Annotated in this window: 21 protein-coding genes; 14 read left to right on the forward strand and 7 right to left on the reverse strand. The window is 47.4% G+C overall.

All coding sequences use genetic code 11. From position 1 onward, the window contains the following. Window positions 1-9 precede the first annotated feature (9 nt). The 3 genes from cas3f to ABUE30_RS11465 all read right to left on the reverse strand — a co-directional run bounded on the left by cas3f (window position 10) and on the right by ABUE30_RS11465 (window position 5381). Window positions 10-3411 carry a type I-F CRISPR-associated helicase Cas3f gene (cas3f, locus tag ABUE30_RS11455; RefSeq protein ID WP_408623916.1) on the reverse strand — a complete coding sequence of 1134 codons (3402 nt, stop codon included), beginning with the start codon at window positions 3409-3411 and terminating at the stop codon, window positions 10-12. Continuing rightward, window positions 3408-4460, reverse strand: coding sequence for a type I-F CRISPR-associated endonuclease Cas1f (gene cas1f, locus ABUE30_RS11460; protein WP_408623917.1), 1053 nt, complete (start codon window positions 4458-4460; stop codon window positions 3408-3410). The genes cas3f and cas1f overlap by 4 nt, the downstream gene beginning before the upstream one ends. A gap of 120 nt (window positions 4461-4580) precedes the next feature. Continuing rightward, window positions 4581-5381, reverse strand: coding sequence for a helix-turn-helix transcriptional regulator (locus tag ABUE30_RS11465; protein WP_408623918.1), 801 nt, complete (start codon window positions 5379-5381; stop codon window positions 4581-4583). A 486-nt stretch (window positions 5382-5867) separates the two neighbouring features. Between ABUE30_RS11465 and ABUE30_RS11470 the strand changes: the two genes are divergently transcribed. Continuing rightward, window positions 5868-7493, forward strand: coding sequence for a methyl-accepting chemotaxis protein (locus ABUE30_RS11470; RefSeq protein ID WP_408623920.1), 1626 nt, complete (start codon window positions 5868-5870; stop codon window positions 7491-7493). 290 nt (window positions 7494-7783) lie between these two features. Here the strand turns inward: ABUE30_RS11470 and hutC are convergent, their stop codons facing one another. Together hutC and hutH are read right to left on the reverse strand one after the other, a co-directional pair. Then, window positions 7784-8524, reverse strand: a complete 741-nt coding sequence (hutC, locus tag ABUE30_RS11475; protein WP_408623921.1) for a histidine utilization repressor — start codon at window positions 8522-8524, stop codon at window positions 7784-7786. Between the two features lie 113 nt (window positions 8525-8637). Beyond that, window positions 8638-10170 (reverse strand): histidine ammonia-lyase, encoded by a 1533-nt coding sequence (gene hutH, locus ABUE30_RS11480; RefSeq protein WP_408623922.1) that lies wholly within the window; start codon window positions 10168-10170, stop codon window positions 8638-8640. Between the two features lie 280 nt (window positions 10171-10450). Between hutH and ABUE30_RS11485 the strand changes: the two genes are divergently transcribed. After that, window positions 10451-11086 carry an RpiB/LacA/LacB family sugar-phosphate isomerase gene (locus ABUE30_RS11485; protein WP_408623923.1) on the forward strand — a complete coding sequence of 212 codons (636 nt, stop codon included), beginning with the start codon at window positions 10451-10453 and terminating at the stop codon, window positions 11084-11086. A 225-nt stretch (window positions 11087-11311) separates the two neighbouring features. Here ABUE30_RS11485 and ABUE30_RS11490 read toward each other — a convergent pair whose 3' ends face one another. Further along, entirely contained in the window at window positions 11312-11842 is a 531-nt protein-coding gene (locus ABUE30_RS11490; RefSeq protein WP_408623924.1) for a lipocalin family protein, read from the reverse strand. A gap of 229 nt (window positions 11843-12071) precedes the next feature. On the opposite strand from ABUE30_RS11490, the gene ABUE30_RS11495 reads away from it, so the two are divergent. The 9 genes from ABUE30_RS11495 to ABUE30_RS11535 all read left to right on the forward strand — a co-directional run bounded on the left by ABUE30_RS11495 (window position 12072) and on the right by ABUE30_RS11535 (window position 19373). Then, complete coding sequence (locus tag ABUE30_RS11495) at window positions 12072-12770, forward strand: GntR family transcriptional regulator (protein WP_408623925.1); 699 nt, start codon at window positions 12072-12074, stop codon at window positions 12768-12770. A gap of 104 nt (window positions 12771-12874) precedes the next feature. Next, a complete protein-coding gene (gene phnG, locus ABUE30_RS11500) occupies window positions 12875-13324 on the forward strand; it encodes a phosphonate C-P lyase system protein PhnG (protein ID WP_408623927.1) in 450 nt (149 codons plus the stop codon). Continuing rightward, window positions 13324-13938: a phosphonate C-P lyase system protein PhnH gene (gene phnH / locus ABUE30_RS11505; RefSeq protein WP_408623928.1), complete on the forward strand. Its 615-nt coding sequence runs from the start codon at window positions 13324-13326 to the stop codon at window positions 13936-13938. The genes phnG and phnH overlap by 1 nt, the downstream gene beginning before the upstream one ends. Then, window positions 13923-15044 (forward strand): carbon-phosphorus lyase complex subunit PhnI, encoded by a 1122-nt coding sequence (locus ABUE30_RS11510; RefSeq protein WP_408623929.1) that lies wholly within the window; start codon window positions 13923-13925, stop codon window positions 15042-15044. The genes phnH and ABUE30_RS11510 overlap by 16 nt, the downstream gene beginning before the upstream one ends. After that, entirely contained in the window at window positions 15037-15891 is an 855-nt protein-coding gene (locus ABUE30_RS11515) for an alpha-D-ribose 1-methylphosphonate 5-phosphate C-P-lyase PhnJ (protein WP_408623930.1), read from the forward strand. The genes ABUE30_RS11510 and ABUE30_RS11515 overlap by 8 nt, the downstream gene beginning before the upstream one ends. Then, window positions 15884-16660 (forward strand): phosphonate C-P lyase system protein PhnK, encoded by a 777-nt coding sequence (gene phnK / locus ABUE30_RS11520; protein WP_408623931.1) that lies wholly within the window; start codon window positions 15884-15886, stop codon window positions 16658-16660. Before ABUE30_RS11515 ends, phnK begins: the two co-directional genes overlap by 8 nt. A gap of 11 nt (window positions 16661-16671) precedes the next feature. Next, window positions 16672-17367: a phosphonate C-P lyase system protein PhnL gene (gene phnL, locus ABUE30_RS11525; protein ID WP_408623932.1), complete on the forward strand. Its 696-nt coding sequence runs from the start codon at window positions 16672-16674 to the stop codon at window positions 17365-17367. A gap of 16 nt (window positions 17368-17383) precedes the next feature. Continuing rightward, on the forward strand, window positions 17384-18520 hold the full coding sequence (gene phnM, locus ABUE30_RS11530; protein ID WP_408623933.1) for an alpha-D-ribose 1-methylphosphonate 5-triphosphate diphosphatase: 1137 nt from the start codon (window positions 17384-17386) through the stop codon (window positions 18518-18520). 157 nt (window positions 18521-18677) lie between these two features. Then, window positions 18678-19373 (forward strand): pirin family protein, encoded by a 696-nt coding sequence (locus ABUE30_RS11535; protein ID WP_408623934.1) that lies wholly within the window; start codon window positions 18678-18680, stop codon window positions 19371-19373. Window positions 19374-19446: 73 nt separating this feature from the next. Here the strand turns inward: ABUE30_RS11535 and mtnA are convergent, their stop codons facing one another. Next, window positions 19447-20472, reverse strand: coding sequence for an S-methyl-5-thioribose-1-phosphate isomerase (gene mtnA / locus ABUE30_RS11540; protein WP_408623935.1), 1026 nt, complete (start codon window positions 20470-20472; stop codon window positions 19447-19449). A gap of 118 nt (window positions 20473-20590) precedes the next feature. Here mtnA and mtnK point away from each other — a divergent pair, with 118 nt between their 5' ends. From mtnK to ABUE30_RS11555, 3 genes are all read left to right on the forward strand, one after another. After that, window positions 20591-21790, forward strand: a complete 1200-nt coding sequence (mtnK, locus tag ABUE30_RS11545; RefSeq protein ID WP_408623936.1) for an S-methyl-5-thioribose kinase — start codon at window positions 20591-20593, stop codon at window positions 21788-21790. Window positions 21791-22316: 526 nt separating this feature from the next. Next, window positions 22317-22730 (forward strand): ExbD/TolR family protein, encoded by a 414-nt coding sequence (locus ABUE30_RS11550; RefSeq protein WP_408623937.1) that lies wholly within the window; start codon window positions 22317-22319, stop codon window positions 22728-22730. Between the two features lie 4 nt (window positions 22731-22734). Beyond that, a complete protein-coding gene (locus tag ABUE30_RS11555; protein ID WP_408623938.1) occupies window positions 22735-23643 on the forward strand; it encodes an energy transducer TonB family protein in 909 nt (302 codons plus the stop codon). Window positions 23644-23655 lie beyond the last annotated feature (12 nt).

Genomic DNA, 23655 nt, shown 5'->3' on the forward strand with positions numbered 1-23655 from the left:
CTCCCTCCATTAAATTTTGACCAATCCCAATTGGTCGTTGTAGGCATAATGTTTCTTTTCGTCATGAGGAAAGTTCAGCTCTCCATAACGCATTGAAGCAATTCTTTGGCTTAACTCTTTTTCTGCCGCTAACTCAGCACAACTTTGATCAAAATCACGTGTTAACCAAAGCCTTGCCATGGAGGAATCGTCTAACGATTCTCGCCGAATATTGAGTACGGCTTCTCGATTAATCGCATAGCCTTCTTCGTCTTTCTCACAGAAGAAGCTCGCTTGGTGCGGTTCACTAAATACCAGATAAGCATTTAAGCTGGCTTGGCTTTGACGAAATGGCGTCAGCACTTGCGGCAAGGCGGTCAAAAACCAATGATGATTCAACCAACCCTGTAAAGTATGAGGGCCTGTCTGCGCATCATTGCCTGTGCTCTTATAGTTTGCCAACCATCGCCAAGTAGTAATGTGTTCGAGTTCCGACAAGCTATCGGTTTCTATTAAGCCACGCATGTATTTGGCGGTTAGGTGGTCTGGCTGCTGAATCCTTGGTATCGCATCCAGACGTTTGGCGATTTGCGCCACATCAAGCAGATCATCAAGGTTATGATGTTTAAGGGTGATGTTGTCTTCAAAGCCTGGGCGGTTAAATACCTTTTGGCCTTCTTGTTGAGCGTCGCGAATGCCCTTCCAGTTGTATTGCATTAGAGCAACGTTAGCTTGTTCCACTTCGCCTTCTCGGTGACGCTTTACACGCCCTGCCAGCTGAATAATGGCGCGATAGGAAGAAGGCTCAATCACCGCCCAATCGAAATCATGGTCTCGGCCCACTTCTTCGACTGGCGTGGCGACTAGAATAAAGAGCACATTGTTCACTTCTGGTTGGTTTTGCTGTACGTGCTTTAAGTGCTTTCTAATGGTCGGATTTTTTAAAGCATCCGGTAATTCGCCCGGTTTTTCTTTGCGCTTGAGTACTTCGTCCAAATGACGCTCTTGCTCAGAACGCAGCAACATCACTTGTTGGCTGTGATACGCCATAACACGCACGTCGGTATTAGTAGGCAATGCTTTGGCGAGTAGATATTTGGTCAGAGCAACGCAAGGCGAGATGTTCGCCACACGCACCACACCAAAAGACACTTTTAACTGGGTTTCTGGGTCTTTAAAATAATGGCCTTTATGCTTTAGCCATGCTTGTTGAAAAATACTATCAAAGTAGGCCGTTTGCTTGTTCTCAACCACTTCTGCATCTTGCTGCCTTTGCGTTTTATATTGCTCAATAATGGCTTGGCAAGAGGCTATATCCGCTTTGCGTTTTGCTGGTTGTTTGGTTAACTTTTCTACCCGTTTTTTAATGAAACCTGCGTGATGTTCTCGATATAGAGGAATGGCGTCTTCAAGCTTTTCTGCGCCATGGCTGGACACCTCGGTCGCAAATTCATCGATCCAAGCGCAGCCGATCACGGGGCTGGCGTCACGCGTTTTGCAATATAAACGCCACCCATCGCGATAGGCTTTAAAGTAGCCTTCTGCCATATGTGGTGGAATCGTGGCGGAAGAGATCATGACCTTTCGGCCTAACATGCCCGCTAAGTGGATCAATCGACCAATAGCAATTAAATCGTCTCCCGTGAAATCATCAATTTCATCGATCACGAGATCGGAAGACATAAGCCGTAAGGTCGGCAATATGTAACGCCCGCCCCGTTTGGTTTCCGTCGCCGACATGAGATGATCGATCGTACAAGCAAGCACGGGCGCATAAAGAAACTGTTTGTCTCGTTGCTTGGTCAACACGGTCGTTAATGTGTGCTCAGGAATGGCACAATCAAAGTCTATGTCTTCGTTTAACAGCGACTCTTGTGACTCTGATCCGCGGCTCTCATGGGTTTCTTGATCTTGGTTCTTGAGCGCATGGTTTCTCTGGTCTAATTCCATAACCGCTTGAGAACCGATCAGCACGGCCAGTTCGCTGTTGTCTAAGCCCACGCGCTCTCGATACTCTCGGCCTGTTTGTATCGTTAAGGTACGCAGCCCTAACGCCAAGACAAAACGTAAGCTTTTCTGATCCAGAGATAAGGCTCTCATGACCTTAGCGTTGGCAAAGGTTTTACCACAGCCTGTGCTGGCCATATTGACGGCAAAAAAGCCTTGTTTGAGCTTATTGGACTCAATGCTTCGGTAGTATTCGGTTATTTTGTTAACGGCCTTATCTTGCCACTGGAATCCTTTGGGGCTGGGTTTTCGTAACGCCTGAATATCTTCCGCAAGAGGCGGCTCTTTTTCAAAGGCGGGGAGCAAGTGGGCGATTTTGGCCGCGTGGCTTGCCACGCCAACAAGATGTTCATCCAATTTTTGCTTGAAGGTTTGAGTAGTTTTGTCTGTATTGGCAAACAACCCTGTGGTGTCTTTCCAGCCTTTGGCGGCGTCTTGTGAAGAGTAGTAATGATCGCCCAACATTAAACACAAACGAGCATGGCTCAATACCAAGCGATAGCTGCCATTTTCGATACTTTGAAGCGCATAGGTTTTATTTTCGATGAGATGTTTGGACCATCGCTTTATGTTTTTCAACCATTGATTAGAGTGACTTAACAGTCCATTCGGAAAGCTAAAACATCCTTTTAAGCGCTTTTGATATTCCGCTTCGTCTTGGCGGTTTTCGTAGCCCCATTGTTGGGAAATACGTTGCAGCATGGTGTGCATGGTGTCCGCTTGCTCAGCCTTGTAAATACCAGATTGATCTTTCGATAAAAAGGGCAAGCGATGGTGAGAGACAATTAACCACGCAACCAGTTGAGCAATCGGCGGCAGGTCCGCCATGGGCGTTAATACTGAGTGTTGAATCAGTGTCTTTAGTTGTGCTTCGTCAATATTGCCTTGATGAAGCTTTTCTAACCATTCGTCATCCGTCGCGCTATTAGTCGTTTGGACAAAAGCACGCAGCAATAAGAGCGAGATCCATTCGTGTCGAATCGGGTCACCTTTGTACTTATTTTTGCTCTTTGGCGATAGCTTTTCCTGAAACAGCTTAGTCGCCTTCCCCCAGTCGTGTAAAAGCGCCGCAACACTGGTTAGGGCTTTAATCAATGACAAATAATGCCAATCGTTTTCTATTTCGCTTTTTAATAAATTTCTCCGAGTCGTATTCACCGGCACAATGCCCTGCTCGTTAAATTTCAATCGATTTCCCACTATCCATAACAACTCGCTTCTGGCACGGGTTCTTATCCAGTGACAACTCACAGCGGTGTTTTTGCTGGCGGTTTTACGCAGCATTTTTTTGACAGTGAGTAAGCCATCCTCAGTAATAAGAGTTTGCCATGTGTTATCACCTATACGGTTAGCGAAGGCATCCAGTACGCGTCGTGTTTTTTTGAGCGAGTTTTTTTCGCATTGGGAAACAAAGGTCACCATCATAGTTCGGTATCCTCGTCGTTTTGTCGCTCTAAAGAACGATCTACAAGTGTCTCTTGTTCTTCGAGGTCATTTTGCTTATTTGATGAACCACCAAAATTTAATGCCATGTTTTTAACAGTATCAAACATAAAATCTAACGCTTTATGGTCGGTGAATTTTTGTAGGATTTGCTGGCGAAATTCTTGTTCTGTGGCGTTTTCTTTGGCACAGATAAATGCCCAAGGCAAAACGATGGCGTCTTTTATCAAGTCGGCTACATCAAACACCAAGGCCCCGCGACGCGTTTTGCCATGCATGACGGCAAAACCATGAGGAATGCCGAGCACCCACAAACAGCAAGCCGCTAAGCCATAGGCAAGGTAGTTACCATGGTTTAGAAAGTCGTTGGCCTTGTCATTTGAGTCCTGTTGGCGGGTAAAGTCTTCAATACGAACGGTATTAGCTGCGTATTTATACAAAGCTTTGGTGAGTTGCGCTTCGGTGAGTAATAAATCGGATTGTTTCGTAGCGGCATCGGTTCGGTTATGAAAGGTTTCAAAAGACGATTGTAATACCGCATCTTGCAGGGCGAAGCCTTCGCCTTTTAAGTCTTTGTCTTTTGTCCAAATATGTTCAAGGTAATCAAGGCGCGCTTTCTGGAAAGTTTTCGCTGCATCAAGGCGTTTGTCGTCATCAAACCAGAATTGCAGCCAACCATGAAGGTATTCCGTTGGTCGATATTCGCTTTGCGGGGTAAACCATTCTACTTCGCATGCCATATACAACGGCGTTCCACCGCCACCGCAAAATCCGACTAACACGCCTGCTTGAGCAAGCATTCGCATGGCGGCTTGAGTAATCGACGTACCATTACCCAGTAGAAGTACTGTGGTATTGGCAATCGGTATATTAAAATACTGGTTTTCTCCTGACTTATTATTAGAAATCGCTTCCGTAAGATACAAGACTCGACCATCTTTTTGCATCACTCGACAGTATTCGAGGTAATACATATTGGCTCGTTTGGAGTGCAATATGGTTTTCATATCACTGGGTGAAAAATCGTCCATGCGGGGCGTTCCTTGTGCTGATAGAGAGGCCATTTAGCCGCAAAATATCGGGGGTTGCTATATGGTTATTTGTACAGGTCAACGCAGTTGACGTGATCGACAGCGGTTGGCGGGCTGGCGCTAATATAACCACTGTTCGATGTCGCGTTTGTTGACAAGCACCAATTGCTGAGCATGTGGGTCGGCTGCCACAATGTGTGGATGAATGCTCATTGCTTTGAGTTGATAGTTGGCGAGCGGTGCACGAACGCGCAAGGTGAGTACACCATCCGTCATGCCATATTCGTGTGCCAGCAGTTGTTGATGAGTGGTGCTTAGTCGTGAGTCTGGGCTAAATTGCAGCTCAATAAATGTGTGCCAATGGCTATCTTGCGTGGCTGGTGGGCAGGGCTTTTGCTCATCTAAGCTGGCATAGGTAAACCGTGATAACACAAAGTCTCGATATTGCTGGCGTAAAAAACACCAAGCGCGAAGGTGCCAACGACCAGCCGCATAAACCAGTGTGTGCGGGGCGATGAGCCGTTCTTGCGCTTCACCACTGATGGCATTGTAGTGACAATCAAGGGCTAAGTGCTGCGCAAGCGCTTGAGTCATGGGGCGCAGCACATTCACTGCAATGCTGCGTTGCGGCTGTTCAATCAGTTGTACATATGGGGCGTTGTGGCTGCCGACTAGTGATTGCAGATAGGCTTGGCTGTCAGGCGTATATTGCTGACATTGAAAATGAGAGGTGGCTTTGTAGCAGTGCTGATGATGATCAAAGGTCAAGTTATCAGGGGCTAATTGGCGATAAAGACTGAGTGTTTTACTAGCTTGTTGACGTGACAGACCAAATTGCTGTGCTAATTGGTTAACATTGATAAGTCCATTCCAAAAGGCGATTTGTTCGATGAGTATCATCCGCGCGTCTTGAATGTCCATAGTCCTTGTTGCTCGTATCCTTCATTGGTTTATAGCAGGGTAAATCAACCTGTTAGCGATGTTCAATGATAAATCTATTAAAAATTGATATGGGTGCAGTAAATAAGGTTTTATAGGCGGGTTTTCCCGGATTCCACATGCGTTACATCCGGGGGACGGCGAGCCTTGTTCAAACTGAAAACGCCCAATGTAGCCCGGTAGCAGATGCTGGGACTACAATAGCTATCAAATTTGTCTATATTCTTTATACGAAACTTTGCTAAGTCTCTTATAAATTTACCATAAAAGTTTTGCGATACGGCACGTTACGCGAATGGATGGCCTTATTTTTCCTCAAGAATTTTTAGAGCAGACGATAACTATGAAATGAGTTTATATTTTTTTTGTCATGAGAATTATCGTGAATACATTAGCTTTGAAGGCATAAACGCAATTCAATATCACGCGACGACTTGGAATGTAGTTTAAATATAGAAGGACATTTGTATGAATTTTCGCAGCTACCACATGCGTATATTATTAGCGTTCATTTCGGCGTCGATACTTTTTGCCATTGCCCTTGGCGTTTCTATTTATGAGAATAATAAATTAAGTCAAGGTTTTACACATTTAGAGAGCAAAGAAAATACATATATGAGTGCACTCAACCATATGTTTAATAGTGGCTTATTTGGTGGCATAGCAGTGCGGAACAAAGTGTTCAAACCTGCCTTAACGAAACCTGCCGCTGTGGTTGAGCAAACCGAAAAAGACTTTCAGACTGCTCTGAGCAATGCACAGCGCCTAACCACCGAGAATGATCCTGCGGCGCTAAAATTACTCGATGATATTAAAGAGCGCTGGGCAATCGTTCAGAAGGCTCGCCGACAGGTGATGACTTTAGTTGAGCAGGGTGAGCAAGCCAAAGCTATTGAATTGTTGACCACTGTTGAACACCCCAGCTGGCAAAAAATTAGAGTTGCATTGCAAACTTTAATGCGCCAGCAAGAGCAAATCGTCAAACAATTAAGCCAAAAGGTACGCCGTGATTCGGCAACAATGCAGCAAGTCAGTATCGCAGTAGGTGCTTTAGCCTTTGTGGTTGGTTTTGTACTCTTTTTCTTGGTGCTGCGCGGTTTTCGACAAGCGATGCGTCATATTACCCTAGCGCTAGATAGTATTGCTGATGGTGAGGGCGATCTGACGCTGCGTCTTGATGAAAAAGATGGGAGTGAATTGTCACAAATTGCTGATGGGTTTAATCGATTCATCGACAAAATACAAACCTTGGTCAAAGACGTGGTGGTTTCCACTGAACAGTTAGCCTCTTCTGCAGCTCAGATGTCGACGATTACCCATCAATCTCGCCAAGATATTAAAAGCCAGCTGCAAGAAACCGATATGATTGCAACCAGCATTGAAGAGTTGGCAACATCGGTGCGGGAAGTATCACGAAATACCAGCGCTGCAGCCGATCAATCGCGCGATACTGAAACTGAATCAGCCGAAGGATTTAAGATCGTTCAATCAGCAAGTCAGGCGGTAGAAACACTTTCCAGTAATATGAGTGATTCATCGAAAATTATCCACTCATTGGCGCAAGAGAGCGACCACATTGATAGTGTGCTCACGGTGATTTCACAGATATCAGAGCAAACCAATCTGTTAGCACTTAATGCAGCGATTGAAGCGGCGCGGGCCGGTGAACAAGGCCGTGGTTTTGCTGTGGTAGCCGATGAAGTCCGTACCTTGGCTGGACGCACTGGAAGCGCCACTTTAGAGATCCGCGCAATGATCGAAAGGCTACAGCAATCATCGGCTAATGCGGTCGAATCGATGCAAAAAAGTAGTGATAATGCCTCTGAGAGTGTGATGAATGCTAATGCGGCGTTAACGGCTTTAACCAGTATTCGAGAACGTGCTAAAACTCAAATGGAGCAAAGCATTCAAATTGCTGCTGCAGTAGAAGAGCAAGAGGTTGTTGCCAAAGAGATTAGTCACAATGTGAATAATATCCGCACCATTACCAATAACGCGTCGACAAATTCTGAGCAGATCGCCTTATCTGGGGATCAACTCGCCCAGTTAGCCAGCCAGTTACGAGGTATTGTCAGCCATTTTAAAGTCGTTTGAAAAAAGCCGCGCGGATAGGCATTTTAGTAAATTGGGTATTAATCGGCTGGATTTGCCGGATTCCACATTCGTGACATCCGGGCTACGGTAAGCCTTGTTTAAACCTAAAAGGGCTGATTGTAGCCCGGTAACAGCACAGCAGATGCCGGGGAATGGCGGTTATTCATCCTCAAACTCTCATATTTCAAGTGCGCTGAATGGGCTGGATTTGCCAGATTCTACATTCGTAGCATCTGGGCTTCGGCGGGCATTGTATTTTTATCTGCGGCCTCGCCGTTGATCTGGGCGGGTTATCCTGCGGCGTGCTCGGGTGATACTCTCATACGACCGCCAAGTCGATAACGTGATGAAGGATGTAAAAAACGCACATAGGTGACGATCTGCTCTCGCAGCCAAGTGCGACGCATCAGCATCAAACACGGTTCATCCGTGGAAATTTGTAATTGCTGAGCTTGCTGTTCATCGGGCATGGTGGCGTCGACAATGTGTTCCATTTCTTCAACCGGCAGTTGGCCCAGTAGATATTGCGAAGGTGGCAGTTGGGCATTAAATTGCTGATCAATAAACTCGCGCGCAAGCGCTGGGTTGACATAGCGATCTTCAAGTTGCACCGGTAACTCTTCTTCATAGTGAATACAGATCGCGTGATATACCGACTGCCCAGTGGCTAAGCCTAAGGCTGCGGCAATCTCAAAGGAGGCTGCGGTGCGTTGTAGTTTGATAACCTCACAGCGGTATTGGTGGTCACGGGCACGGATTTCATCACCAATATTAGCGATCATCAAAAGGCTGGATTGCGGCTTGCGATCGGCAACAAAAGTGCCAACACCTGCCACGCGGTTGATAATACCTTCTTGAGATAACTCCCGTAGGGCACGGTTTACGGTCATCCGCGAGACTTTAAATTGCGCGACTAACTGATGCTCGGAGGGGACAAGTCCACCGGGTGACCATTGGCCTGCCTCTATCTGTTTTTTGACATAGAGTTTAACTTGTTGATAGAGGGCTTGGGGGGATTTGTTACCCGACATGGGGTTCTCCAAAAGTGAATGTCTAAATTGCGCGCTGGCAAGATCGCTGCCAGCCCGACATTTTAGCAATGAGCTGGCAGCAATCAAACTACTTCGTCAACATCACTGCACTCTTAGTCGTTATAGATCGCGGCGACATCAACCCATTGATACAGTGCACCTTGCTCAACCAGTGCGCGAATTTTCGCTAAGTCAGGGGCAAAAAAGCGGTCTTGATCATAACTGGCCACCTGTGAGCGAATAAGCTGCATGACTTCTTGCAAGGCGGGACAGGGTTGTAGCGGTGCATGAAACTCAATGCCTTGGGCCGCGGCGAGCAGTTCAATGGCGACTATTGCCGCGCTGTTACCCGCCATTTGGCTTAGCCGCCGTGCCGCATAGGTGGCCATCGACACATGATCTTCTTGGTTCGCCGATGTAGGAAGACTATCAACACTGGCCGGATGCGCTAAGCTTTTATTTTCAGACGCCAAAGCCGCTGCGGTGACTTGCGCAATCATAAAGCCTGAATTAAGGCCGCTCTCTTTGACCAAAAAGGCGGGTAACCCTGACATGGCTGGATCAACCAACTGAGCGGTACGTCGCTCACTCAGCGCTCCCATTTCGCTGATCGCAATCGCGAGGTTATCCGCGGCGATGGCAACGGGTTCGGCATGAAAATTTCCGCCCGAAAGCACCTCACCTTGTTCGGTAAAGATCAGTGGGTTATCCGAAACCGCGTTCGCTTCGCGCAAAATAATGCCTGCGGCATGGTTGATTTGTTCTAAACAGGCACCCATCACTTGCGGCTGGCAGCGCAGCGAATAGGGATCTTGGACTCGGTCACAGTTGGCATGGGAGCGATGAATATCACTATCGGTTAGCAGCGCTCGGAAATGATTGGCCGAGCGAATTTGCCCCAATTGCCCACGCACGGCGCTAATCCGCTCATCAAAGGGGACATATGAGCCTTTGAGCGCTTCGACACTGAGTGCTCCAGCGGTCACCGCCGCCGCATAGACTTGTTCGGCGCCAAATAAACCGCGTAGCGCCAGGGCTGTTGAGGCTTGCGTGCCGTTAATTAATGCCAGTCCTTCTTTGGGGCCTAATTCAATCGGAACCAGACCCACTTCGGCTAAGCCAACCTCTGCGGGTTTGATGCTCCCATTCATGCGTACTTCACCCACACCAATCATGGCGCAGGCCATATGGGCAAGCGGAGCGAGATCGCCGGATGCCCCGACTGAGCCTTGTGAAGGAATGCATGGATAGACCCCGTGGTTGTACATCGCGAGGAGGTGATCAATCAACTCGCGGCGAACGCCTGAGTAACCGCGTGCTAATGAACCTACTTTGAGTGCCATAATTAAGGCAACGCTGGCATCATCAAGCAACTCACCGGTGCCGGCGGCATGTGAGAGTAATAAGTTTCTTTGTAATGTGGCAAGTGAATCGCTTGCGATGGAGGTGCGAGCAAGCAAGCCAAAGCCGGTATTAATGCCATACACGGTTTGCTGATTGTCTAAGATTGCTTGTACTTGCTGGTGGCTGCGCTCAACATCGGCATAGGCTGCATCAACTAAGTGCAGTGTAGGGCGTGACAGGTAAATTTGGCGAAGATCCGCTAGGCTAAATTGGCCAGGCTGAATACACATCGATATGGGCATGTTGTCCTCTTATGTATGGCTGTTATGTGCTTATAGGGTTAATATAAATACATGTATATACAACTGCAAGTGCTAACGTTCATTAATGCGGGTGGTCTGTTTTAACAATCGCTTCGTCAGTAAAAAGGTGAAATAGATCAAGTTAAGTGGATCTCTTTTGCATAAATAGGTTTAGGCATTCAAAATTGTGTGGTAGTTTAATTGAAACGATGTTTTACTTATTGTCATGTAACGAACTAGTCATTTGACTGACTAGTACTGACTAAAATAGGAGCGAACGATGAAAATCGCGTTAATGAATGAGTTCAGCCAAGCGGCTAAAAACCCGATCATTGTCAAAGAACTGGAAGCGGTTGCTGGCGAACAAGGCCACAGTGTTTTTAATGTTGGGATGAATGGCGACAATGACCACCGCCTGACTTATATCCATTTAGGGATCATGGGCAGTTTGTTACTCAACTCAAAAGCGGTTGATTTTGTTGTTGCTGGCTGTGGTACTGGCCAAGGCGCATTGATGTCACTGAACGTTTATCCGGGTGTGGTTTGCGGCTATTGTATTGATCCTGCTGATGCGTATTTATTCGCACAGATCAACAACGGTAATGCATTGGCTATCCCATTCGCGAAAGGCTTTGGTTGGGGTGCTGAACTTAACTTACGTTATATCTTTGAAAAAGCGTTCACCGGTGAAACTGGGTTAGGTTACCCAGCATCAGGGCGTGAGTCGCAAACGAATAACGCTCGCATCTTAGGTGAAGTGAAACGCGCTGTTGGTAAAGACTATCTGGATGCACTAAAAGCTATTGATCCTGAATTAGTTAAAACAGCTGTGGGCGGTGAGCGTTTCCAGAAATGTTTCTTTGATAACAGCCAAGATGCGGCATTAACTGATTTTGTACGCAGTGTTTTGGCGTAATTGAACGTTAATATGCGTATGTCGGCTTTATAAATGTTAGATACATAGTATTCGCAGTGGTGTCGGTGAGTTAGCCGTTATCTCGTTGATTGAGATAACGGTTTTTTTATGCCCGTAGTGTGTTGTAACCGGTTGTGTCCACACACTGATGGATGTCTGCTTGGCTTATGCGGCAGTGGATTTTTCGTTGCCATTAAGCTGCTTGATACATCTCAGCGCTGAGCCTTATTGCTGATTACGCTGCTGATTGACCATCACGAGTTTACTGGTATCAAACCCTAACGATTTGGCTTTGTTGATCAAGCGCTGCTGAATGGCTTGTGGCAAGGTGGGCGTGCGAGACAATATCCACAAATAGCTTTTATCAGGCCCTGCGACCAATGAATACTGGTAGTTTTTATCCAAATCGATCACCGCATAAGTCCCATAGAACGGCCCAAAAAACGAAACCTTCAGGTAGCCTGTGTCAGTGGATTTAACAAAATAGGCTTTACCTTTTGCTTGTTTCCATCTCTCTTTCTCCGGCGAGTAACCGCGGTTGATCACCTCCAATCCACCATCATTGCGCAGACTATAGGTGGCGGTGACATCGGTTAAACCTTTCTCAAAGTGATGATCAAGGCGAGCAATTTCATACCATTTGCCTAGATACCGTTGGCTACTGAAATTTTGCACCGGGCTCACCCCATCCGGCAAACTGGTGCATCCTGTTAGAAAGCTCGCAAACATGGCCGCCATGGCCCATCGTTTGATCATTGATCTCTCCTGGTTCATTGTTAACTTGCTACGTTATAGCGACTATAGCATTTAGGAGAGTCTCATTGTCACTCAACTGACATATCTAGACAACTGAACTGTCATATTGGCCGCTTATCATTCACTTATCTAGACAACTTGCGCTGCATCGATTTGCCATACCTTCAGCGAGGTGTGAAATCTTCTCGCTCTTGCATGGCCATCAAAGCGCTGTACCCGATGAGTGAAAATGAGCCGTTACCAACATATAGCCAAGCAGCTGCGCGAGTCACTTCGTGCCAGTTATACCCCCGGTCAACTGTTGCCAGCAGAAACAGCACTTGCTCGCCAATTTTCGGTGAATCGCCATACGTTACGCCGCGCCATTGATGAATTGGTGCAAGATGGCCTGGTGCGTCGCCAGCAAGGAGTAGGCTGCCGAGTACTGGCAACGCCTATTGATTATGCGCTGCATGAACGCGCGGCATTTTCTTATAACCTCAATGAGAGTGGCTTAGCGTTTTCAACCCAAGTGCAAAGCCTTGAGCGAGTCACGCTGCCGGAAGCCATTGCTGAACGAGTAAATGTTGAGCGCGATACGCCAGCGATTCAGTTGCAGACCAAACGCTTTATTGAGCAAACCCCAGCCTGTTTGATTCGCCATTATTTGTTTGGCTTTGATATCAATGTGTTGATCCATTTTACCGGCGGCTCTCTACACCAATTTTTAGCTGAGCAATTCTCGTTAAGTCTTCGTCGTGGCTTGACTTCGCTGCGGGCGCGATTACCCAGTTTGGATGAGTGCCAACAGCTACAGATTGATCGCACGACCGCGTTGATGGAAGTCCATACCCAAAACTTTGAGCGCGCAGGCGATACGCTGCGTGAATACTCGATTGCTCGCAGTCGCGGTGATCTATTTGAATTTAGTGTGATGCCCAAAGAGTAGGGGATATCTCAAACTATGAACGATGAGCGAGTGACGGCCGATCAACCGATTTTTGACTTGCCCGGTTCAAGGCCAATGAGAGAAACAACAACAGGAGTCGAACTATGGAAGAGCAGATTTCGAGTCGTCAGCGATGGCTCGGATTGTTAGCTAAGGCATCACCTGAGTGGCTGATCGAGCAAGCCGAAAGTTGGGTGAACCCAGTGGCATTTACGCTGATTCGGCCCGCCGAAATAGGCCTTGCCAAGGTGCAAGGGCGAATGGGGGGAACAGGCTCGACGTTTGTGCTAGGTGATATCACGCTGACGCGCTGCGTGGTGCAAGGCCCTGAGCAGCAAGTCGGTATGGGGTTTGTCCGCGGGCGTAATAAGGGCCATGCGCTGTGCATTGCCAAACTGGATGCATTGCTACAACTCAATGATTATCACGACGGTATTGAACAAAAATTGCTAACCCCACTTGAACAGCAGCTTATGCAGGCTGCAAAAGTTAAGCAACAGGGTCAAGCGGCTACCCAGGTCGACTTTTTTACGTTGGTCCGAGGAGAGGCCTGATGAGTTTTTTACAGCAAGGATTTCGCGAACCAGTATTTGATGCTCAGCATTGCTTTCGGCAGATTTTAACTGCGATGAGTGAACCCGGGCGCATTGTGAAGCTGGATCGCAGTAATGCGATTGGCGTGTTGCATCGAGCCAGTATTGCACTGTGCTTAACACTGCTTGATCGCGCCACGCCGCTATGGATCGGCGAATCACTGCAAAGTGCTGTGGTTGCGCAAAACTTGCGTTTTCACTGCAATGTGGCGCAGGTGAGCGACCCGGCGCAAGCTGAATTTATCTTAACGGATCACACATCCTTGCCTGACCTTATGTCCTTACCGGTCGGAACGATGGAATATCCCGATCAAGGGAGCACCCTCTGGTTGCAGGTGGATGCGTTAGGTCAACCCGGTAAAGTACAAGGCACGCATCTGCAATTAAGAGGCCCTGGCATTGAAACTCAGCGAGAGTTAGTTGTCGATCTATTAGCTGCGCCAGTTTTGGATTATCTAACAAAGCGTCCCCATGCTTTTCCTCTGGGGCTGGATATCGTATTTATCTGCGATACACAAATCGCGGCGATTCCTCGCATCACTCATGTGGAGGTTTTATCATGTATGTCGCAGTAAAAGGGGGCGAAAAAGCGATTCGCGCAGCCCATCAGTTACTCGCTAAGCAGCGCCGCGGCGATCCACAGCAGCCAGAGTTGCAGGTCGGCCAAATCGATCAGCAGTTAGCCTTAGCGGTTGACCGGGTGATGGGTGAAGGTGGGGTGTACGATCGTGAGCTGGCTGCATTAGCTATTAAACAAGCCGCCGGCGATCTCTTTGAGGCTATTTTTCTGCTACGCGCCTATCGCACGACTTTGGCACATTGGTATGTCAGCAAGCCTTTAGATACGGCGAATATGCAAGTGAGCCGGCGTATTTCGGCCACTTATAAAGATTTGCCTGGGGGTCAACAGCTCGGAGCAACTTTTGATTACACGCATCGGTTATTAGATTTTAAATTACTTGCTGAAGGCGAGGTGAATTCTACTAATAGCCATGATGATGCCGAAGCTGGCACAGTACCAGCAGATGATGCGGCTCTCGCTCAGTTGGTTGATTACCCTCGGGTGCTGGCGATGCTTGAGCGTGAAGGGTTGATGGTCACCGAGACGGATAGCGGCCAGCCAGCCCAAGATATTACTCAAGATCCGCCAAATTTCCCTTATTCGCGCAGTGCCCGTTTACAAGCACTCGCACGCGGTGACGAGGGTTTTTTGCTGGCACTGGGCTACTCAACCCAACGCGGTTATGGGCGCAACCACCCGTTTGTTGGCGAAATTCGTATCGGTGAGGTCGAGCTTTGGATTGAACCTGAAGAGCTTGGTTTTGCCATCTCGATTGGGCAGGTGCAATTGAGTGAGTGTGAGATGGTGAATGGCTTTGCCAAGCAAGCCGATGGGCAATTGCAGTTCACCCGTGGTTATGGCTTGAGCTTTGGCCAAAGCGAGCGCAAGTCAATGGCGATGGCGCTGCTTGATCGTGCTTTGCAAGCTGATGACTATGATGAGCCCCAAACGTCCCCCGCTCAGCAGCAAGAGTTTGTGTTATCTCATTGTGATAATGTCGCTGCCGCAGGCTTTGTCTCGCATCTTAAATTGCCGCACTACGTGGATTTTCAAGCCGAACTAGAGCTGTTGCGTAAAGTGCGCAGCAACGTTAGCGATGAGGAGCGCGCTGATGACTAATGCCACTGTTCGTGATGGATACAATTTTGCCTACCTAGATGAACAAACCAAACGGATGCTACGCCGCGCACTTTTAAAAGCGGTCGCGATCCCCGGTTATCAGGTGCCCTTTGCTAGCCGTGAGATGCCCATGCCCTATGGCTGGGGCACCGGTGGCGTGCAGTTAACCGCCGCTTTGATTGGTCCCGATGATTGCTTAAAAGTGATCGATCAAGGGGCCGATGACACCACCAACGCGGTGAGTATCCGCACCTTTTTTGCTGACTTAACGGGCGTTGCCACCACCGAGCACACCGAGCAAGCCAGTTTGATTCAAACCCGTCATCGCATTCCCGAACAGCCTCTTCAAGCGGGCCAAATTATCGTCTTTCAAGTACCGATTCCTGAACCGCTGCGCTTTATTGAGCCCAGCGAGCAACGCACGCGGCAGATGCATGCGCTGCAAGAATATGGACCAATGTACATTAAATTGTACGAAGATATTGCACAGCTCAAAGAGATATCCACCGCATATGCGTATCCGGTGCGGGTGAATGGCCATTACATCATGGATCCCTCACCGATCCCCAAATTTGATAACCCCAAACTTAATCGGTCACCGGCATTGCAACTATTTGGCGCGGGTCGTGAGCAACGTTTGTATGCTTTGCCGCCGTATACGCAGGTCGAAAGCCTCGATTTTATTGATTATCCATTCGCTATTCAAACGTGGTCACAAAGCTGCGCCATCTGCGGTGCAACCCATAGCTATTTGGATGAAGTGATTATTGATGATAGTGGTCAGCGCCAATTTATCTGCTCAGATACCGATTATTGCCGAAGCCATCAGGAGGCTACTCATGACTGAGCACGCGATCTTAACAGTGTGTGGATTAACCAAGCAATATGCCCCAGGGCAAGGCTGTTTGGATGTGAATTTTAGCTTGCACCCAGGTGAAGTGTTAGGGGTTGTGGGTGAGTCCGGTTCTGGTAAGTCGACATTGCTGCGTTGCTTAGGCGGGCACATTGGTAGCGATCACGGCGTGATTAATTATCATAACCGGGATGGCCAGCAGGTCGATATGTGTCAACTGATGCCAGCCCAACGGCAACTATTACTGCGTCAAGAGTGGGGCTTTGTCTATCAACATGCCCATGAAGGGCTGCGCATGCAGGTATCCGCCGGAGCCAATATCGGTGAACCTTTGATGAATAATGGCAAGCGTCACTATGGTGAGATTCGCGAAACGGCTATGCGTTGGATGCGCGATGTTGAGCTGGATGCTCGGCGCATTGATGAGTACCCCTGCGCTTTTTCTGGCGGAATGCGTCAGCGGCTGCAAATTGCTCGAGCGTTGGTCACCCAACCGCGCTTGATTTTAATGGATGAGCCCACCGGCGGGCTGGATGTGTCGGTGCAGGCGCGCTTATTAGACCTGTTGCGGCAACTGGTGTCGCAGTTGCAGCTTGCGGTTGTTATTGTCACCCATGATTTAGCGGTAGCGCGATTGTTAGCCCAGCGCTTGATTGTGATGCGTGACGGTAAAATTGTCGAAACGGGTTTAACGGACCAAGTGCTGGATGACCCGCAGCATCCCTATACCCAGCTATTAGTCTCTTCGATATTAACCCCTTAATGGAGCAGATCATGACGGTGATGATTGAGGTCGAGCGCTTGAGTAAACAATTTAGGCTCCATCAACAAGGTGAGATGATCTTACCTGTGCTAACCGATATTAATTTATCAGTGCACCGCAGCGAGTGTGTGGTGCTCGATGGGGCCAGTGGCAGTGGCAAAAGTACGCTGCTGCGAGCGCTATATGGTAACTATTTGGCAAGTTCAGGGGCCATTTGGGTCACTCATCAAGGGGCGCGAGTTGATTTGTGCTCGGCCCACTCGCAGCTGCAGCTGGCCATTCGCCGCGAGACGATAGGTTATGTCAGTCAGTTTTTGCGGGTGATTCCGCGTGTGGCAACCATCGATGTTGTGAGTCAGCCGCTGATTGATCGCGGCGTAGCGCCCGAGCAGGCTCGGCAAAAAGCTGGCGAATTACTTCAGCAACTGCATATTGCAGAACGGTTGTGGACTTTGCCTCCGGGTACTTTTTCAGGCGGTGAGCAGCAACGGGTCAATATTGCGCGCGGACTGATTGCCGACTATCCGATTTTACTGCTCGATGAGCCAACTGCCTCATTGGATCGTGCCAATGCCGAGGTGGTCGTGGGCCTGATTGATGCGGCTCGATCGCGCGGTAGTGCCATTATCGGAATTTTTCATGATCACCTATGTCGTGATGCCATAGCCGATCGCTTGTTCACTGTTAAAGCGCAGGCTCAAGCTTAAGCGCAGGGGAAAATTAATGATCTTAACGAATGTACAATTGGTGCTTGCCGATGAGGTGATGCGCGGCACGATCGTTGTAGAAGGCGGGCGCATTCAGGCTATTGATAGCACCGAGAGTCATCTACCGGAAGCTATCGATGGTGAAGGGGGCTTTATCTTACCAGGGCTCGTCGAGCTACATACCGATAATATGGAAAAACATTTTAGCCCGCGCCCAGGTGTGCGCTGGCCATCGACCGCTGCGTTTAAAGTACATGACGCGCAGATGATCAGTTCGGGGATCACAACCGTTTTTGATGCGATTTCGGTTGGCGATGTGATCGAACACAGTGAGCGCATCAATAATCTACGCATCATGGTTAATGCGCTTAAATCGAGCCGTGAGCATGGGTTTTGCCGCGCCGATCACCGCTTGCATTTGCGCTGTGAGTTGAGCCATGCCGATACATTAGCGAATTTTGAGCAGCTTTTTGCACTGCATCGCCCGCAGTTGGTCTCGGTGATGGATCACTCGCCAGGGCAGCGACAATATGTCGATCTGTCGGCCTATCGTCGCTATTTTCAAGGCAAATATCATATGTCAGATAGTGAAATTGATGCTTTTATTATTCGCCAAAGCGCCGCCAGTGAGCGCTATTCAAGCAGCTATCGCCAGCAGATTTGTGATATCTGTCATCGCTATGCGATCCCACTGGCGAGCCATGATGATGCAACCGATGAACATATCCAGCAGGCGTTAGCTGAGAACATTCAGATCGCCGAATTTCCAACAGCGTTGAGTGCGGCGAAAGCGGCTCATGAACATGGCATTGCGGTGGTGATGGGCGCGCCGAATGTGGTACGTGGTGGCTCTCATTCGGGCAATGTGGCCGCTCATGAACTGGCGCAGCAGGGACTCTTAGATATTCTTTCCAGTGATTATTACCCGGCGAGTCTGTTAGATGCGGCTTTTAAGCTGGCTGATGATGTTTCTAATCCGTATGACTTGCCGCAGGCGTGTGCCTTAGTCACGTGTCATCCCGCTGAACGGGTTGGCTTAACCGATCGCGGCCGACTTGAAGTCGGACTGAATGCCGATCTGATCTGGTGTCATCAACGAGCTGGACAAGTGCATATTCATCAAGTGCTGCGCGCCGGCGAACGGGTCTTTTAGGCCTATCGTGTTGCGAAACGCTACGGTGGGGTAAGCGGCTTGGTTGCAATAAATTGAACGAATAGCTCACTATTATGTGCTGTTTTCGAAAGGGTGTGGTGGTTACACTATTTGTTAAATAGACGTGAGATGATCACCCGTGATTTAAGGAAACATTATGCTTGAGAAACGACCTAGCACGCAACGCGGTCAAGTGGATATGGGATGGCTCAATAGTCACCATAGCTTTTCATTTGGCTCTTATTACGATCCGGCACAGATGGGGCACTCGGTATTGCGGGTGATTAACGATGATCGCGTTATCCCAGCCGCTGGCTTTGATACTCACGGGCATCGGGATATGGAGATCATCAGTTATGTACTGAGTGGAACCATGGTTCATCGTGATAGCGAGGGCAATGAGCAGCGCTTACCGGCAGGTGAGTTTCAATTGATGTCAGCGGGCGCTGGTATTTATCACAGTGAGTTCAACGCATCAGAGCGTGAGCTGCTGCATTTTTTGCAAATATGGATTGAGCCTAATGTGCAAGGTCAACGCCCAGGGTATCAACAAAAAGATTTTGGCTTAAACCCAGGGCTGACACTAATTGCCTCACCGAGCGGTGAACAAGGTACATTGCAGATCAAACAAGATGCCAAACTGGCGCAGCTAATTTTAGCCCCTGGTCAGTCGTTATCTTACCCACTGGGCGTTGATCGTCATGGGTATGTGCACCATATTGAGGGCGATCTAACCGTCAATGAGCAGCAACTAGCCCCGGGCGATGGCGTTAAAATCACTGAAACAGCCGTGTTAAGTTTTAGCAACCACAGCCAACAGTCGGCGCGGGCATTGTTGTTTGATCTGCCTTAAACTTTGATTCAATTGGTTTGTTAACGACCTAGCCCACACGCTTAGTGCATGCTAGGTCTAATGTGTGGTGTGCCTATTTGCTGGGCTGAAAAAATCCAGCGGCTACTTGTGCAGGCGTGACAACGCCGGTGTCGAGTACCCAACCGCTAATGAGCGAAGCGGGCGTGACATCAAACGCCGGGTTATAAACTTTTGCATCAATTGGTGCCCATTGCACAGCGCCAAAACTGCCTGTTACCCCGGTTACTTCTTGATCAGCGCGCTGCTCAATCACAATCGCATCGCCATTGGGGCAAGCTGGATCATGAGTGGTACTGGGGGCTGCCACATAAAAAGGAATGCCGTGAAATTTGGCTAATACCGCGAGGCTATAAGTGCCAATTTTATTGGCAACATCGCCGTTGGCCGCGATGCGATCGGCACCGACCCAAACGGCATCCACTTCGCCCTTGGCCATTAAGCTGGCAGCCATTGAATCACAGATCAACTGATAAGGAATGGTAAGCTCGCCTAATTCCCACGCAGTTAAGCGGCCGCCTTGTAACAGCGGGCGAGTCTCATCGACCCAGACCTGCTTAATCAGTCCCGCTTCATGTGCTCGGCGAATTACGCCCAGAGCCGTTCCCACGCCTGCCGTTGCTAGTCCACCCGTGTTGCAGTGAGTTAACAGTCGGCTGTTAGGCGTCACCCGTGCAAGCCCTGCTTGGGCGATGCCCTCACAGAGCTGTTTGTCTTCGTCAATTAAACGCAGCGCTTGGATGCTCATGGCGCTGACAAAATCAGTTTGTTGCATCGCTTGGTGCATACGCGCCAAGTTATTCATCAGATTCACCGCGGTGGGCCGTGAGGCACTAAGTGCCTGCATTGATGCACCAAGCTGCGCCAAAGGCATACCTTGCTCGGCTTGCAGTGCTAATAATAGGCTGGCAGATAATCCGATGAGCGGCGCGCCGCGAACGCGCAACTGCAAAATGTGATCGACCAGTTGCTCAGTGCTCTGTGCGTTCAGCCAGTTTTGCTGTTGGGGCAGTGCTTGCTGATCGAGGATCAACAACTGGTTATTGGCAACCCGTAAGCTGGTGGTCTGAATATTTTTCATTTTTGTTAAATCGATGTTGAGTTGATGGGGTATATTGTGTCAGGATATAGCTGAGATGTATAGACGTCCAAACGTATTTACATCTTTAAGGCCGTTATTATAAAGGGAATGAATCACCATGTCGCAATATCAAACATTTACTGCCGAGCAAGCGGTTGCTTATGCCAAAGAGCATAGTGGCTTGGTTGACCCCTCTGAACTGGTGCGTGCCGAAGAGATCGGTGATGGCAACCTTAATCTTGTGTTTAAAATTTATGATACTCAGAACGTTAGCCGGATCATTGTTAAACAAGCATTGCCTTATGTGCGCTGTGTCGGTGAATCATGGCCCTTGACTCTTGATCGAGCTCGACTTGAAGCACAAACCTTAATCGAACATTATCAGCATTGTCCTGAGCACACGGTGAAAGTGATCCATTATGACCCTGAACAATATGTGATTGTGATGGAAGATTTGAGCGATCATCAAATTTGGCGCAGTGGCTTAATCGCGGGGCTACATTATCCGCAAGCTGCCCAGCAGTTAGGGGAGTATCTCGCGACTGTTTTATTTTATAGTTCTGATTTTTATCTGCACCCACACCGGAAAAAAGAACTGGTCGCACAGTTTATGAACCCGCAGATGTGTGAGATTACCGAAGATCTATTTTTTAATGATCCTTACATGGAGCATGAGCGAAATAACTATCCTGCGGCTATTGAAAAAGCGGTGCACGCGCTTAGAGACAATAGCGATCTGAAAGTTGCGGTGGCCGAGCTTAAACAGCGCTTTTTCTCCTCGCCACAAGCGTTATTGCATGGCGATATTCACAGTGGCTCGATTTTTGTTAAGTCCGGCAGCTTAAAAGTGATTGATGCCGAGTTTGGCTTTTTTGGCCCAATGGGATTTGACTTAGGTTGCGCCATCGGTAATTTACTGCTGAATTATTGTGGGGCAGAAGGGTTATTTGATAAGCCAACAGCACAGCAGGCTAAAGCGCAGCGTTTGGGCGATATTGAAACGTTGTGGAGTACTTTCACCGAGCGTTTTAGTGTGTTAGTTAAGCACCACGGCAGCGATCAAGCGCTCTGTGTTGATGGATACGTGTCGCTATTTTTACGCAATATCTGGCGTGATACACTGGGATTTGCAGGCACCGAACTCATTCGTCGCAGCATGGGTTTATCGCACGTGGCGGATCTCGATACGATCAGCGATGAAGCACAGCGTCACGCGAGTTTATGCCGAGCCATCCACTTAGGCCGAGAGCTCATTTTGCATACTGACGTCATTACCGATGGGGATTCTCTTAGCGCTTTTGTTCGCCGCGCGTTTTAACGACTACCTCATTTTAAGTATGTCGGTTACTTAAATGAGGTATCCCGTTTACTTGCAACTAGCATCTTTTCATTTTCCATCGACGCAGCCATGTTTATATGAATGCGTCAGTTCTACTGCCTTAATGTTTTAGTTTAAACTGGTTTTCACTGCTTAACCTTATGCACGAATACTCTTCGATGCATCCCTTTTCCCAGTATAAATTTAAAAAATTAAACAATTCATTTAACAAAATTGAAACGTATCTGTATTTTATCCGTCATTAAATTGTCGCAAATAGAGTCTATTCTAAATTCATGGATGAATAGTTGATATTAGGGATGAATAAATTGCGTTATCTATTAAAAGAATTTAGCTTATTTATATTTAGGCCCATCTCAGTGTGAATTAATTATTTATCGAAAATGTTATGCCATAAATGTCATAACAAATATCCTATAGATAATATGGGATTTTTTCTTATTCACTTTCATAATTCATGATGGTGAGGATATCTATTTTTTTCATTGAAAGGTATAAGTGAGCTATGCGTAGTTGGGATCAGCCAAATAAAAAACGTCTTCATATTGAAATAATACCCATGATTGATGTCATGATGTTTTTATTGGTATTTTTTATTTTAATTAGTTTAAATGTGATACCTGCTCTTGGTATAAAAACAAAGCTACCTGGGGCAAATCATTCTCAAACACTTAAACCACAAAATAATGCCATTCTTACTCTAGCCTTAAATAATCGTCTTCAACTTGATGGCAAAGATATCGATGAACAATCAATTGTGAGCCAGTTAAATGAGTTGAAGGATAAAAAAAATAACTTAGTTGTTATTATTAGAAGTGATAAAGGTGTGGAAGTGCAACGCTTAGTGTCGATTATGGACCTTCTCAAAGGTAGTGGCTTTAATTCCATCTCTATTGCAACCCATAATAAAAGATCATAATTCTATGTTTTTTATCTATAAAAATCGTCATGCGGTTGCATTACTGCCTGTCCTTGTTGTTTTGTTTTTATCTTATTATCTACTTAGCCAACCTGCGCTAAGTATTAATAAAAAATATGATCAATCAACGGTGGATATAGCATTAGTTAGTCAAGAAGATTTAGTTAAGCCAGCACCTAAGGTTAAACCAGCACCTAAATCTGAAGAAGTGAAGCCGATTCAAAAAGTTGAACCCGATCTAGTTCAGCCCAAGGTTGAAGAACCGAAGCCTGTTCTTCCAGAAGAGAAAGAATCACCCATTGTTGAAAAGATCCCAGTACTTAAAAAAATAATTAAGCCTATTGAAAAACCAAAACCAAAACCAAAACCAATTAAAAAGATTAAACCCAAAACTAAACCGAAGGTTGTCCATCATCCAGTTAAAAAAATAAAACCAAAGCATAAAGTAAAAAAGGTCACAGACCCTAAACCAATAGTTAATAAGGTCAAAGAAAATGCGCCAACGAAGAGTCGTGATGATGTTGCGAGCAAAGCAAGCTACGTTAAATCCTCTACTCAGGCAGTGATCAATAAAATAAATGCTCAAAATAATGCACGTCGTATTGCATCACTTGAAGCGCAATATATTGCCAGTATTCGTGTCGAGCTTAAAAACTATAAACAATACCCTCATGGACGGGCAGCGTCGCTACAAAGACCACAAGGAAGTGTGGTGATTTGGTTGAAAGTTGATCGAGCAGGAAATGTGCTTGATAGAGGAATTGAAAAGAAATCGCATAGCATATTACTTAATCGCGCCGCTTTTCAAAGTTTAAGGCGAATAGAACATGTCAAGCCATTTCCTAAAGAGAGTTTTTCCGGGCATGCGTACTACCGATTTACAGCTACGTATGTTTATTCCATAGAACAGTAATAAATCATTTTT

It is taken from the genome of Celerinatantimonas yamalensis (genome assembly GCF_046054155.1).
Lineage (GTDB): Bacteria > Pseudomonadota > Gammaproteobacteria > Enterobacterales > Celerinatantimonadaceae > Celerinatantimonas > Celerinatantimonas yamalensis.